Raw genomic sequence first — 13,589 nt, forward strand, 5'->3', positions numbered from 1 at the left:
TACCCACAGCCCGGTGCGCATCCGCATCCGTATCAGGGCCACCCGCAGGGTCACCCGTACCCGGGTGCGCCCGGCTACCCGGCCCCCGTGGGCCGGCAGGACGTACCGCGCTCACCGAAGGGCCTCGCGACGGCCCTGACCTGGCTGCTCGGTGCCGGAGCGGCGGTGCACCTGTTCTCCGCCGGCGCCGGCGGGTACGAGCAGTCGTGGTTGGGCGGGTTCTCTCCGGACACCCACTTCGACGACCTCGAAATCAGCCTGTCCGCGGGACTGACGATGCTCGCGGGCGCGCTCCAGGTCCTGACGATGGTGCCGACGATCGTCGTCTTCATCATCTGGTTCCACCGGGTGCGCGGCAACGGCGGCGTCTTCCGCCCCGACGCCTTCACCCTCGGCCGGGGCTGGGCCATCGGCGCCTGGTTCGTCCCCGTCGCCAACCTGGTCATGCCCTACCTGATCGCACGGCAGACCTGGCGGGCGAGCACCCAGCGCGGCCCCGACGGCTCCGAGCGCTCGGCGTCCTTGGCGCTGCTGACGACCTGGTGGGTGGTCTGGGTCGTCGCGGCGAGCCTGGGCCGGATCTTCAGCAAGATCTACATGGCCGCCGACACCGTGGAGGAGCTGCTCGCCGCGGGGTCGCTCGGTATCGTCGCGGACCTCGTCACCATGGTCGCCGGCGTGCTCGCCCTCCTCTTCGTCCGCAGGCTGACGCAGATGCAGAACACGATGGCCGCGCAGGGTCCGTACGCGCGGAGCTGACGGCGCCTCCCGTGGGGCCCCACCACATCCGCGCGTCGAGTGTCAGCGCCCCGTGAGAGCATCGGGGTTCAGGGTCCGCCTCCCTCTCCCCCGTGCCACGCGGTCATGGGGAAGGGGCGCGGGCCGTCGCCGTGTACAGGGTTCGAGCAGTCCCCCGGGTTCCGCGAAGGAGAGGTGCCTCCATGCACTCGACAAGGCCGACGGAAGCCCGCATCGAGGATGCGGGCAACATCCTGGTCGCGCCCGCGACGACGCACGACGACGCTGCGGTCGGGGAGTTCTTCGGAAGCACCGTCACGCCGCGGGAGTTCGCCGACGACGCGACCGAACTCGCGGGCAGGACCGTCTACGTGTGGGGCGACGCCTCCGGGGTGGACGCGCACCGACTGCGCGCGGCGGAGCGGGTGTTCGTCGTCCGGGACCCGGCACACGGCCGGCCCGAGGGGGGCGACGGGCCGTGGCCCGTCGTCGGTGTCGGGCGCCTTCCGCTGCGCGTCCACGGCGCGGGCGTGTTCTACCGCCGCTTCTTCGACCCCGATGACGACCACTTCGGACGGATCCGAGCGGAGCACGCGTTCCAGTCGCTGACGGAGTCCACGAAGCCCGGAACGGCCCATCGCAGCGGCATCTACCTGACGCCCGTCACGAGGACCGGTGACGAGCTGCGTTTCCGCCTGCTCCGGTGCTCGACGAACCTGTCGGGGCCGACCGAGGGCTTCCGCGCGACCGACACGCAGGTCGTCGGGGCCCTGAACCGCGAGGCCGCCGCCGTCTTCCGCGACCACGCGCCCCTGAACCACGTCCTCGCGCAGATCTACCACAACACCCCGGCCACGGCGGAGCGCAGGCAGTCCAAGGCCAGGATCTCCTCCCACGCCGACAAGACGAAGGACATGCCCGCCCACGGCATCATGGCTTTCTGCACCTTCTACGAGGGGCTCGACGGGCTGGCGCCCCTGGCGCAGGACCCCTTCGACCTGGGGGTGAAGGGGACCAGCGGGCTGACCAGGCTCCACTTCCGACTGAAGGAGCCGGGCCCCGAGGGTGACGGGGGCGCGCTGCCCGCGCGGTTCGGCGTGACCCTGTATCCCGGCTCCGTGTTCTTCATGCCGCTGTCCACCAACCGCCTGTACACGCATGAGATCAGGCCCTCGGGACTGGACGCCGGGCTGCTGCCGACCCGTCTGGGATACGTGGTGCGCTGTTCGAGCACCGAGGCCGTGCACCGGAACGGCGACACGTACGTCGGGGTGGGCGGGGACGCGGTGAAGCTGGGGCCGCCCACGCAGGAGGGCATGGACGAGCTGCGCAGGCTGTACGCCGAGGAGAACAGGAGCGCGTCCTTCATCGACTACGGGGCCGACGAACTCCTCTTCAGCATGAACACGGGAGACTACCTTGCGCCCCGGGTCTAGGATCCGCGACGAGATCCTCACGTGCACGCTGCCGGGCGAGGGGGACCTCTTCGCGGAGCTGGCCGCCTCGACCGTCTGGGAGGACGTGGGCAAGGGCCGGCGGGGGGCGGTCCTCACCCGGCCCGACGGTACGGGCGGCGTGCCGCTCGTCCGTACGACGACGCGGTACGGCAACCCGGCGCAGCGGTTCCGCGCGGTCCACGAACGGCTGGCCCGAAGGGTCCGGGAGCTGGCGGCGATCCCGATCGGCTTCGACAACGCCCTCGTCGAGCGCTATACGAACGCCTACACCACCATGGGCGGCCACAGCGACCAGGCCCTCGACCTCGCCGACGGGTCCTTCATCGCCGTCTTCTCCTGCTACGCGCGTCCCGACGCCGGCCCGCCGAGGAAGCTGATCGTCGAGGCGAAGGAGCCGGACGGCGAGACGGGGGAGGCGGGCGAGACGTTCGAGGTGCCCCTCACCCACCACGGCGTCGTCGCGTTCTCCGTCGACGCGAACCGGCGGATGAGGCACAGGATCGTTGCGGACAAGCCCGTTCCGGCGGAGGACAACGAATGGCTGGGCGTGACGTTCCGGACCTCGAAGACCCTCCTGCGCTTCCACGAGGGACGGGCCCACCTCCCGCGGGGCGAGCGGCTCGTCGTCGCGGACGAGGAGCAGGCCCGCGCGTTCTACCGGCTGCGTCGCCGCGAGAACACCGAGACGGACTTCGTCTACCCCCCGCTCACGTACACCGTCAGCGGGAGCGATCTGCTGCCGCCCGTGTGACCACCGGGCGGCGCCCCGCCCGGTGGGCGGGGCTCCGTACGCCGGGGTGTGGGCGTTCCGTCCGGGGTCGGTGTGGTCAGCGCACGGCGGCCGGGGAGAAGCCGCCGGGCACCAGGAGGCGGGGGGCGCCCGTGCCGTCCGCCGGGACCGACCAGACGTCCGAGACGCGTCCTCCCTCGCCCGGGAGGGCGTAGCCGATGGTGCCGTCGTCGAGCCAGGCGGCCTGGTCGTCGACGCCGCGCGGCTCCGCGAGCGGGTGCTCGCGCAGGTCCGCCAGGTCCAGGACGTACAGCCGCCAGGGTGCGGGGCCGTCGGTGACCTTCTTCTTGAAGGCGACGCGGGTGCCGTCGGGTGACAGCGACGGGCATTCGACGTTGACGCGCAGGGCCTTCGCCGACCAGGCGCGCAGGTCGCCCTCGACGAGGTGGGTGCGTCCCTTGGTCGAGACCGTGGCGTAGAAGCGGTTGTCGTCCGAGGCGAAGGTGACGCCCCAGTAGTTGACGTCGGGGGCGTGGTGGCGGGCGCCGTCGATGGTCAGCGGGATCTCCTCCATGGACTTGATCAGGTAGCCGGTGCGCAGGTCGAGGATGGAGGTCCGGGTGGAGAAGCCGGTCGTGGCGTAGGAATCGCCGGTCGCGAAGGTCGTCCAGGACAGCACGTTCCCCGAGGCCGAGACGCGGGCCCGGTTGGGGATCCCGGGCACGGTGACGCGTTTGACCTCGCCCAGCCGTCGGTCCAGTACGAGGGCCTGGGTGCGGGCCGGGATGCCGGGCAGCTTGCGCAGGCACAGGGCGCGCTCCGGTACGGCGTGGAAGCGCTCGCAGGCGGGGCCTCCCGTGACGGGCGGGCCGGTGGCGCCGCCGCGGCGGGCGACGCGTCCGGTGGCGGAGTCCTGATAGTAGAGCCCGGGTTCGATCGGGCCGAACGACGCGTCCGGGGCGGCCGTCGGCGGGGTCCGGTGCCTGGCGTGCAGGACGTAGCCGAGGGAACCGCCTCCGAGCAGGAGCACGGCGAGGACGACGACGGTGATGCGGCGCAGCTGTGGCGCTCGGGGGTTCACGGTGCCTCCGGGGCGTCGTGGTCGGGCGCGGGACGGGGGTCGCCGGCGGGCCCCGGCCGCGCCCCGGGCAGGATGCGCCAGGCCGCGGCGAGGGCCGCCGCGAGCGCGAGGGCCGCCACCGCCAGGGCGGGGCCCTGTCCCCAGTAGGTCCAGGCCGCCCCGAAGCCGGCGGCTCCCAGCAGTCGGGCCAGGACCTGGCCGGTCTGGAGCACCGCGAGGCCGCCGGCGCGGCGGTGTGCGGGCAGGACGGGAGAGGCCAGTGCCATCAGCACGCCGTCGGTGGCGGCGTAGAAGACGCCGAGGAGGGCCAGGACGAGGAACACGGTCGGCCAGGCGACGGGGAGCAGCAGGACGGTGTACGCGCCCAGCAGCGCGAGGTGTCCGGCCAGGAAGGGCAGGCGACGCCCGAAGCGGTCGGCGATCCGACCGGCGGGGACGGCGAGGATCAGGTATCCGGCGGCGGCGCCGAGCGGCAGCAGGGGGAACAGCGCGGGCGGCAGGTCCAGCCCGCGCTGGACGAGGAGGTAGAGGAAGGAGTCGCCGATGGTGGCGGCGCCGAGCAGTGAGGCGGCGTACAGGATCCGGCGGAAGGCCGGGTCGCGCAGCGCCCCCTGGCGCGGGGCGGTGTGGTGCGGGCGGACGGGCGGGGCGGGCGCGACGGCGGGGGCCGCCGGGGGGACGGGGGCCGAGCGGGGGACGTACAGGAGGAGCAGGAGCACGCCGAGCAGGCCCGTGCAGAAACTGACGGCGAAGACCGCGTCGTAGGCGTCGGCGGTGGCCCACAGGACGGCGAAGGCGGCGAGCGGGCCGAGCAGTGCGCCGGTGGTGTCCATGGCGCGGTGCACGCCGAACGCGCGGCCGAGGTCCTGCGGCGGGACGCTGAGGGCGATGAGCGCGTCGCGCGGGGCGGTGCGCACGCCCTTGCCGAGACGGTCGGCGGCGAGGGAGGCGGCGATGCCCGTGGTGGAGCCGGCGGCGAGGAGCAGGCCGAGCCGGGACAGCGCGGACAGGAGGTAGCCCGCGGCGGCGACCCGTCGGTGCCGGCCGCCGCGGTCGGCGAGGCGGCCGCCGAGGAGCCGCACGAGCGCGGTGGCCGCGTTGAACACGCCGTCCAGGAAGCCGAACTGGAGCGGTGAGAGGCCGAGGCCCAGGACGAGGTAGAGCGGCAGGACGGCCGTGACCATCTCGGAGGAGACGTCGGTGACCAGGCTGACGGTACCCAGTGCGATGACGGTGGCGGGGACGCGCCGCCGGGCCCCGAGGGGGGCGGACGGCGCGTCCCGGCGGCCGGTGGTGGCCAGGTACATCAGTGGCAGTCGTACTTCGGGCTGGTGTCCTTGACGCCGTCGGTGGCGACGTAGGTCCAGCTGTAGCCCGAGTCCGTGAAGTCGAGCTTCAGGACCCCGTACTGGCCGCTGATCCGCTTCTGGCTGTTGGGCTGGACCTCCTCGATCGGGTAGGGGTCGGCGCCGCCCATGCCGCCGACGATCTGCACGATGCCGTCGGCGGTCGCCTTTCCGTCGGGGTTCTGCGGTGCGAACCGCTCGTAGTGGTGGTCGTGTCCGCCCAGGACCAGGTCGGCCTTGGCGGCGTAGAGGATCTTCCAGACGGGCTTGGACACGGGGTCGTTGCCGTGGCCGCCCGAGGAGAAGAGGGGGTGGTGCCAGTAGGCGGCGACGCACTGCTTCGTGTTCGCGGCGAGGTCGGCCTTGAGCCAGTCGATCTGGGCGGCCTGGTCGAAGGCGTTGGAGTCGAGGGCGACGAAGTGCCAGTTGCCCTCGTCGAAGCTGTAGTAGCTCTTGCCCTGGGGGTAGGCGATGTTCCCGAAGTACGCCTTGTATCCGGCGAGGGCGCCGGCCGGGTCGTACGTCTCGTGGTTGCCGGGCACGGGGCGGGTCTTGGCCTTGAAGGCGCCCCAGCTCTTGTCGTAGTAGGCGCGGAAGTCGGAGAGCCGGGCGTCGTCGTACTGGTTGTCGCCCATCGTCAGGTAGAACTTCGGGTCGATCTGCCGGGCCAGGGCCGCGGTCTTCGGGTGCGCGCAGCCGCTGTCGGAGGCGGTGCACTGCGCCGCGATGTCGCCCGCGGCGACGACGGTGAAGGCTCCGCCGCCGGGGGGCGTCCCTCCGTCCGCGGTGCCGTAGACCTCGACCTCGAAGAGGGAGTAGCCGTACGCCGTGCCGCGCGCGGTGCCGTACACGCGCAGGTACCTGCCCTTGCCGGAGAGGCCGGCGAGGTCGTCGGTGCCGCCGTTGCCGGCCTTCTCCTCGGCGATCCGGGTCCAGGTGGTGCCGTCGGTGGAGACCTCGACGCGGTAGGCCTTGGCGTAGGCGGCCTCCCAGGTCAGCTTGACGCGGGAGACGGTGGCGCCGGCCCCGAGGTCGACGCGGATCCACTGCGGGTCCTTGCCCTCGGCGCTGGCCCAGCGGGTGGAGGCGGCGCCGTCGAAGGCGTTGGCGGCGCCGAGCGAGGAGCTTTCGGTGGAGGAGGCGGTGGCGGGCCTGCCGCGTGAGATGAGCGGGTCGGCGACGGCTCCCGCCCGGCCGGGCCAGGCGAGCAGGAGCCCGGCGGCGAGCGCGAGCACCACCGTCACGATGAGGAGGGCCGGTCGGTGCCGGCGGCCGGAGGGGGGTAAGGGGGTGGGGGCGTACGGGTGCATGCCTGGACTCCTTGGCCTGAGTACGGCGAGTGCGGGACACCGGTGCGGGACGCCCTTTCCCGCCCGGGGGCGGGAGAGGGCGTCCCGGCGGCCGGGGCGGAGCTCTCGCCGATCACGCCATGCGCATGCCAATTCTGGGCAACGGCATGACGTCGGGCCGCCGTCCGGGAGCGTAGCGGACAGGAAAGTTTCCTACCAGTAGTCCGACGATCTCGCCTACGGGGCCGACGCCCGGGGCCTGTGCCACGACCCCGGGCCCGGGCCCCGCCCCCCGTCAGCCGTACATCGCCAGGTGGTACAGCCTCGCGAGCGCCTCGTCGATGGGGTGGGGCTGCGGCCTGCCGGCATCGTCGAGCCGGTTCCACCGCTGGAGGTTCACCGCGACCGCCATCTGGCGCTCCCCGTCGGCACGGGCCATGGCCAACGTTCCGCCGCCCCAGACGGTGCCGCCGTGACCCCAGAAGACCTCCTGCCCGGGAGCCTCCATCGGGTGCAGGCCGAGGCCGTACTCGATCACCTTCCCCTCCTGGGAGACCACGGGCACCGTGCGGCGCATCCGCTCCAGCGACTCCGGAGCGACGATCTCACCGGCCAGCAGCAGCCGGTAGAAGCGGTTGAGGTCCGCCACGGTCGATATCAGCGAGGCCGACGGCCCCACCCAGGACATGTCGTAGACGCTGTAGTCGCGCGGCGGATCGATCATGCCGAACCAGGCCTCGTAGAGCCGCGCGTGCGGCCCCTCGACGTGCGGCCCGTCGGGGAAGGCCGTGTCCCGCAGCCCCGCGGGCTCGATGACGTGCCGGGTGATGTACCGCTCGGCGGTGGTGCCGGTCAGCCGTTCCAGGAGCCGGCCGAGGAGCAGGTAGTTGGTGTTCGAGTACACCCCCGGACCGCCGCCCGGGACGCCGACGGGGGGCGCGGCCACCCCCATCCCGATCAGCTCGACGGGGTCGAACCGCGTGTGCCGAAGGTCGTCGAGGCTCTCGGGTCCGGTGTCCGCGAGGACGGGGAACGCCTTGAGGGAGGGGTAGGCGTACGGGAGGTACTCGGCGAGGCCGCTGGTGTGGTCGAGCAGCATCCGCACCGTGATCGCCTCCCCCCGCTCCCCCGGGACCAGTTCCGGCAGGTGCCGGCCGATCGGCGCGTCGAGATCGACCCGGCCGCCCTCGACCAGGCGCAGGACGGCGACGGCGGTGAAGGTCTTGGTGACGCTGCCGACGCGGTGGCGCATGTCGGCGGTGACGGGGCGGCCGGTGGCGACGTCGGCGACCCCGGCGGCGCCGCGCCAGACCCGGTCGCCGGCGCGCACCTCGGCGAACAGGCCCGGCATCCCGGCGCGGTGGACGTGGTCGAGGGCGGCGTCCAACGCCGCGTGATCCAGTGCGTTTCGCACGTCATGCGTCCTTTCACATCCCCGGGGCGGGCGGGCGGGCTCCGCACCGGCCGCCCGTCCCGGACAACAGGGCACGAACGGCGCGCCGGCTCGCCGGCACGCTCATGTCCTCATTATGCACGCGGTGCGTGCAACACCAAGTGCACCGCTAGGATGAGGGCCGACGAGAGGAGCGGGATGGCAGGCCGAAGGCGTTGGACGACCGAGGAGATCCTGGACGCGGCGGCGGAGATGCTGCGCACGAGCGACGCGGATTCGTTCAGCGTGCGCAAGCTGGCGGCGGTCCTGGGGACCGATTCCTCCAGCCTCTACCGGCACTTCCGCAGCAAGACCGAACTGCTGCGCGCGGTCGCCGACCGGATCCTGCTGGCCGCGATGGACGGCCACCGACCCGAGGGCGACTGGAAGCGGCGCCTCACGGACCTGGCCCTGCGTGTTCGGGAGGCCTTCGGGCAACAGCCCCAGCTCGCCGGCGTCTGGGGGCGCTACGCGTCGAGCGGCGCCGGTTCCCGACTGGTCATGGAGGAGGCCCTCCAGGCGCTGCGCGCGTCAGGTCTGCCCGACGAGGAGATCCCGGTGCGCTACCACCGGCTCGCGGTCCTGATCTCCGCGCTGATCGCCTCCGAGGCCGGGGCCGGCTCCGTCACCCCCGAGGAGCACGAACAGGGCATGGAGCTGTTCCGCGTGGCGGTGTTGGGCGCGGACCCCGAGCGTTTCCCGGCCCTGGCCCACTTCGCCCGCGAGGTGCGCCCGCTCGGTGAGGACCGCGACGCCGCGTTCGAGGAGATCCTCGCCGCCCACCTCGCCCGCATCGAGGCCTCGATCGGCCCGGCGTAGAAGACCGACCGCGCGGGGCGGCACTGTTCACGACCCTGGGCGCGTTCCTGGGCGCGGTCCTGGGCGCGGCGAAGGGGCGGTCCCGGCGCGGGAGACGCGCGAGTCGCCGCGCGGGGATCCGCGAGGGAGCCGGCGGGGTGGCGGTCGACGCGGAGGACCGATGCCGGCCGACCGTCGTTCGCCGACCCGACGACGGACGCCGAACCCCGCGCGTGGCGAGCTTCGTTCGGCGTCCGCTTCGGGGCGGGGCGGGGCCCCGCCCCGGGCGCGCTCAGGCGGGTGCGTCGGAGGCGGTCGCCCGGTGCGGGCCGGCGGCCCGGTCGTCGAACCAGTAGTCGCCGGCCGCGACGTAGTGGAAGGACGGCGTCGCGCCGGCGCGGGGAGGCACCGCGGGCCGCGCACGGTGGGAGCGGCCCGCGCCGCCGACCGCCCCTCGCGGAACGTCGGGGGGCAGGACGAAAGTGAGCGGCTCGCGTTCGAGCACGGTGTTCTCCAACCGTGGGAAGTGGGACGGGCGGGGTGAGAATTGGCGCGGGCGTGGCCGCCCGCGTGACGGTGTCCGAGAAGGGGCGGTGGCCGCCCACGTCGCCGATCCCCCGGCGGGTCACCGCCGAGGGTGGCGGCGGGGGCCGGCTCCGGCGCGGGCCGCCGGCCGGGCTTCCTCGACCGGCCGGTCCCCGCGCGCGTGGACTCTCGTCGCCCTGCCACCGTGCCACGCGGCGGCCCGCGCCGCCGCGCCAGGCCCCCGGGCGTAGGCCGAACGGGCGAGCCGCACTCCCCCGCCGCGTGCGCCGGCGCCCGCGTCACCGCGGCCGGCCCCTCGGGTGGTCCCGCCGGGTCTCCGCTCCGGAGGATCCGGGAGGGGTCGGCGGCGCCGGCCCCCGACCGGCGGCGGGATGGGTCCGGCTTCTCGGCGTATGGTCCTGGTATGCGAGCTGCGGTACCCGGCTTCGGCGAGCGGCCCGGCGGGACGGGGTCGCTCGGCACCGCGCTGGTCGACACCGTGCGGCGCACCGGAGCCTCCGCGGGGGTCCTCTACCTGCTGGACGAGGCCACCCGGTCGCTCGGCCTCGCGGTGTTGTGCGGGCTTCCCGAGGAGGTGGCCTGGCCGTGGCACCGGATCCCCCTCGCGGCGGCCGCTCCGGTCTGTGACGCCGTCCGGGAGGACCGGCTGGTGTGGGTCGGCTCCCAGGAGGACATGGCCCGCGCGTACCCGCGGGTGGCGGCGAGCCTGCCGTACCGCTTCGCCCTCGCGGCCGCACCGCTGCCCGGCCGTTCCCGCCGCTGGGGCGGCCTGGTCCTGCTGTGGCCGGCCTCCCACCCGCCGGAGGCCACCCGCCGCGAGCGGGGCCACATCGCCTCCGAGGCGCGGGGCATCGCGCACGCCCTGGACCGGTGCACGGACCCGCCGCGGGTGCCCGAGCGGCCCGAGAAGGTGTCGCTCACCGAGCCCCACCCCTACGCGGGCCGGACCTCGCAGGCGGCGGCCGACTACGCCGAGCGCCTGCCCGAGGGCGCCCTCGCCCTGGATCTGGAGGGCCGGATCACCTTCGTGAACGGTGCGGCGGCCGGGCTCCTCGGCCGGCCCGCGGACCGCCTGCTGGGGACCAGGCCCTGGCAGTCCCTGCCCTGGCTGGACCAGCCCTCCGTCGAGGACCACTACCGCACCGCCGTCATCAGCCGTGAGCCCGTCGACTTCACCGCCCCACAGCCCCCGGACCGCCTCCTGCGCTTCCGGCTCCACCCCGACGCCAGTGGCATCAGCGTCCGCATCACCGCGGCGACGCGCCCCGACGGGGACCGGCCCGAGCCGGACCCCCCGGACCCTCCGGACCCCCCGGACCCTCCGGACCGCCCCTCGTCGACCGCGCCGGCGACCGCCCACACCGGGCGGCTCTACCAACTCCTGCACCTGGCGTCCGCCCTGACGGAGACCGTGGCCGTCAGGGACGTCGTCGAGCTGGTCGCCGGACAGGTCCTGCCCGCCTTCGGCGCGGACGGCCTCGTCCTCTCCGCGGCCGAGGCCGGCCGTCTGAAGATCACCGGTTGGCACGGCTACGACCGACGGGCCGTCGAACGTCTCGACGGCCTGCCCCTGGGCACCGACATCACCCCGGCCGGTCACGTCCTGTCCACCGGCATCCCGTCGTTCTTCGCCGACGTCGACGCGATGGTCCGCGCGTTCCCCCGGGCCCCCCTCATGAGCGGCAAACAGGCCTGGGCCTTCCTGCCGTTGCTCGTCTCCGGCCGGCCCGTCGGCTGCTGCATCCTGTCCTACGACCGCCCGCACGCGTTCACCGCCGACGAACGGGCGGTCCTCACCTCCCTCACCGGCCTGATCGCCCAGGCACTGGACCGGGCCCGCCTCTACGACGCCGTGCACGGTCTCGCCCTGGGCCTCCAGGAGTCGCTGTTGCCCCCCAACCTGCCGACCGTGCCCGGCCTCACGATGGCCGCCCGCTACCTGCCCGCCGGCCGCGGCATGGACATCGGCGGGGACTTCTACGACGTCATCCGACTCGACGCCACCACCGTGGCCGCCGTCATCGGCGACGTCGAGGGCCACAGCGTGGCCGCCGCCGCGCTGATGGGCCAGGTGCGCACCGCGATCCGCGCCACCGCCGGCGCACCGCCGGACCGGGTCCTGGCCCGCACCAACGAGGTCCTCATCGGCCTGGGGACCGACCTGCTCGTCACCTGCCTGTACGCCCGGATCGACCTCGCCCGGGGGCGGGTCGCCCTGGCCGGTGCCGGTCATCCACCGCCCCTCCTGCACCGGCCGGGGCGGGCGGGGCTGGTCGTCGGGATCGACCCCGCCCCGCCGCTCGGCATCGACATCGGCGCGCCCTACCCCGTCACCGAACTCGCCCTGCCGCCGGGAAGCGCCCTCACGCTGTACACCGACGGGCTGGTGGAGGTCCCCGGGAGCGATCCGGACCGAATCGCCGCCGACCTCGCGGGGCACCTCGCCGACCACCACGGCGAAGGGGTCGAGGAGCTGATCGACCGCCTGATCCGCCGCGCCTGGCCCACCGGCGGGTACACCGACGACACCGCCCTGCTCCTGGTGCGCACCACCGGGCCCGACGGGACCGTGGGTGCCGGCGGGGTCGGCGGAAGGCGCCATGTGGGCTGACGCGCCCGCACCCCGAACCGGCAATATGCCTGATTCCTTCCTCTTGTGGATACATTGCGTCTGACCCGTGACCGATGGGCCCGCACGAAGGAAGCCATGAGCGACGTTGAAGCCAAGGCCGCGCCGGCCGGGGGCCCGCCGGCCGTGAAGCTGACGCTGGTGACGCTGACCGCGATGGTGGTCGGCTCCATGGTCGGCGCCGGCGTCTTCTCACTGCCGCGCCGCTTCGCCCAGGAGACCGGTGTCGCGGGCGCCCTGATCGCCTGGGCGATCGCCGGCACGGGCATGCTGATGCTCGCCTTCGTCTTCCAGACCCTCGCCGTCCGCAGGCCCGACCTCGACGCCGGCGTGTACGCCTACGCCAAGGCCGGCTTCGGCGAGTACCTCGGGTTCTTCTCGGCGTTCGGCTACTGGGCGAGCGCCTGCGTCGGCAACGTCACCTACTGGGTGCTCATCATGTCGACGATCGGCGCGGTGTGGCCCGCGCTGGGCGACGGCGACACCCTGCTCGCCGTCGTGCTGTCCTCGGTCGGCCTGTGGTGCTTCTTCCTCCTCATCCGCCGGGGGGTCAAGGAAGCCGCGGCGATCAACAGGATCGTGACCGTCGCGAAGATCGTGCCCATCCTGGTCTTCGTGCTGATCGCGCTCTTCTACCTCGACGCGGAGGTGTTCGCGGCCAACTGGGGCGGCGCCGACTACGCGGGCTCGCTGTTCAACCAGGTGCGGGGCACGATGCTGGCGACCGTCTTCGTCTTCCTCGGCGTGGAGGGGGCCAGCGTCTACTCCCGCCACGCCCGGCGCCGGGAGGACGTCGGGCGGGCCACGATCCTGGGATTCCTCAGCGTCTTCGCCGTCTTCGCCTCCGTCACCATCGTCTCCTACGGCATCATGCCGATGGCCGAGATCGCCGAACTCCGCCAACCCTCCATGGCCGGGGTCCTCCAGCACGCCGTCGGCACGTGGGGGCAGGTCTTCGTCAGCGTGGGCCTGATCGTCTCGGTCCTGGGCGCCTACCTCGCCTGGACGCTCATGGCCGCGGAGGTGCTGTTCGTCGCCGCGAAGGACAACGACATGCCCCGCTTCCTGGGGCGGGCCACCGCGGCGGACGTACCGGCCAACGCGCTGCTGATGAGCACCTCGCTGAGCCAGATCGTCCTGGTCGTGACGATGTTCTCCGACGACGCCTTCACCTTCGCGCTCGACCTGACCAGCGCGCTGAGCCTGATCCCCTTCCTGCTCGCCGCCGGCTTCGCCGTGAAGATCGCCGCGGGACGGGGCGGCGCCGGGACCGTCGGACGCGGCACGCGACCGGAACTGGTGGTCGCCGTACTGGCCACCCTCTACACGGCCTTCCTGCTGTTCGCCGCCGGCCTCAAGTTCGTCCTGGTGTCCTTCCTCCTCTACGCCCCGGCCACCTTCCTGTTCGCCAAGGCCCGGCGCGAGCAGAACCGCCGGGTGTTCTCCGCCCGCGAGGCCGTCATCTGCGCCGTCTCGGTGGCCGGAGCGGCCCTGGGCGTACTCGCCCTCGCCCTCGGCTGGATCGAGCTCTGACCGGACCCGC

11 protein-coding genes are annotated in these 13,589 nt (G+C 73.6%); 6 read left to right on the forward strand and 5 right to left on the reverse strand.

Features of this window, described 5'->3' with window-relative positions; translation table 11 throughout:
- The first annotated feature begins 87 nt into the window (after nt 1-87).
- From ACZ6ZI_RS23320 to ACZ6ZI_RS23330, 3 genes are all read left to right on the forward strand, one after another.
- Nucleotides 88-759 carry a DUF4328 domain-containing protein gene (locus tag ACZ6ZI_RS23320; RefSeq protein WP_469523867.1) on the forward strand — a complete coding sequence of 224 codons (672 nt, stop codon included), beginning with the start codon at nt 88-90 and terminating at the stop codon, nt 757-759.
- 182 nt (nt 760-941) lie between these two features.
- Nucleotides 942-2,174 carry a hypothetical protein gene (locus tag ACZ6ZI_RS23325; protein ID WP_469523869.1) on the forward strand — a complete coding sequence of 411 codons (1,233 nt, stop codon included), beginning with the start codon at nt 942-944 and terminating at the stop codon, nt 2,172-2,174.
- The gene (locus ACZ6ZI_RS23330) at nt 2,158-2,946 is read left to right on the forward strand and encodes a hypothetical protein (protein ID WP_469523871.1); all 789 of its coding nucleotides are present in this window, start codon (nt 2,158-2,160) and stop codon (nt 2,944-2,946) included. The genes ACZ6ZI_RS23325 and ACZ6ZI_RS23330 overlap by 17 nt, the downstream gene beginning before the upstream one ends.
- Before the next feature lie 76 nt (nt 2,947-3,022).
- Here ACZ6ZI_RS23330 and ACZ6ZI_RS23335 read toward each other — a convergent pair whose 3' ends face one another.
- The 4 genes from ACZ6ZI_RS23335 to ACZ6ZI_RS23350 form a co-directional block, all read right to left on the reverse strand.
- Nucleotides 3,023-4,006 (reverse strand): hypothetical protein, encoded by a 984-nt coding sequence (locus ACZ6ZI_RS23335; protein WP_469523873.1) that lies wholly within the window; start codon nt 4,004-4,006, stop codon nt 3,023-3,025.
- Complete coding sequence (locus ACZ6ZI_RS23340; RefSeq protein WP_469523875.1) at nt 4,003-5,313, reverse strand: MFS transporter; 1,311 nt, start codon at nt 5,311-5,313, stop codon at nt 4,003-4,005. The genes ACZ6ZI_RS23335 and ACZ6ZI_RS23340 overlap by 4 nt, the downstream gene beginning before the upstream one ends.
- Nucleotides 5,313-6,662, reverse strand: a complete 1,350-nt coding sequence (locus ACZ6ZI_RS23345; protein ID WP_469523876.1) for a discoidin domain-containing protein — start codon at nt 6,660-6,662, stop codon at nt 5,313-5,315. Before ACZ6ZI_RS23345 ends, ACZ6ZI_RS23340 begins: the two co-directional genes overlap by 1 nt.
- Before the next feature lie 274 nt (nt 6,663-6,936).
- Nucleotides 6,937-8,055, reverse strand: coding sequence for a serine hydrolase domain-containing protein (locus tag ACZ6ZI_RS23350; protein ID WP_469523877.1), 1,119 nt, complete (start codon nt 8,053-8,055; stop codon nt 6,937-6,939).
- A gap of 177 nt (nt 8,056-8,232) precedes the next feature.
- On the opposite strand from ACZ6ZI_RS23350, the gene ACZ6ZI_RS23355 reads away from it, so the two are divergent.
- Entirely contained in the window at nt 8,233-8,892 is a 660-nt protein-coding gene (locus tag ACZ6ZI_RS23355) for a TetR/AcrR family transcriptional regulator (protein ID WP_469523878.1), read from the forward strand.
- A gap of 271 nt (nt 8,893-9,163) precedes the next feature.
- Here ACZ6ZI_RS23355 and ACZ6ZI_RS23360 read toward each other — a convergent pair whose 3' ends face one another.
- Entirely contained in the window at nt 9,164-9,376 is a 213-nt protein-coding gene (locus ACZ6ZI_RS23360; protein WP_469523879.1) for a hypothetical protein, read from the reverse strand.
- 444 nt (nt 9,377-9,820) lie between these two features.
- Between ACZ6ZI_RS23360 and ACZ6ZI_RS23365 the strand changes: the two genes are divergently transcribed.
- Together ACZ6ZI_RS23365 and ACZ6ZI_RS23370 are read left to right on the forward strand one after the other, a co-directional pair.
- Nucleotides 9,821-12,028, forward strand: a complete 2,208-nt coding sequence (locus ACZ6ZI_RS23365) for a SpoIIE family protein phosphatase (RefSeq protein ID WP_469523880.1) — start codon at nt 9,821-9,823, stop codon at nt 12,026-12,028.
- Nucleotides 12,029-12,124: 96 nt separating this feature from the next.
- Nucleotides 12,125-13,579 (forward strand): basic amino acid/polyamine antiporter, encoded by a 1,455-nt coding sequence (locus ACZ6ZI_RS23370; RefSeq protein ID WP_469523881.1) that lies wholly within the window; start codon nt 12,125-12,127, stop codon nt 13,577-13,579.
- Nucleotides 13,580-13,589 lie beyond the last annotated feature (10 nt).

This window comes from Streptomyces sp. NPDC103540 (assembly GCF_055584445.1).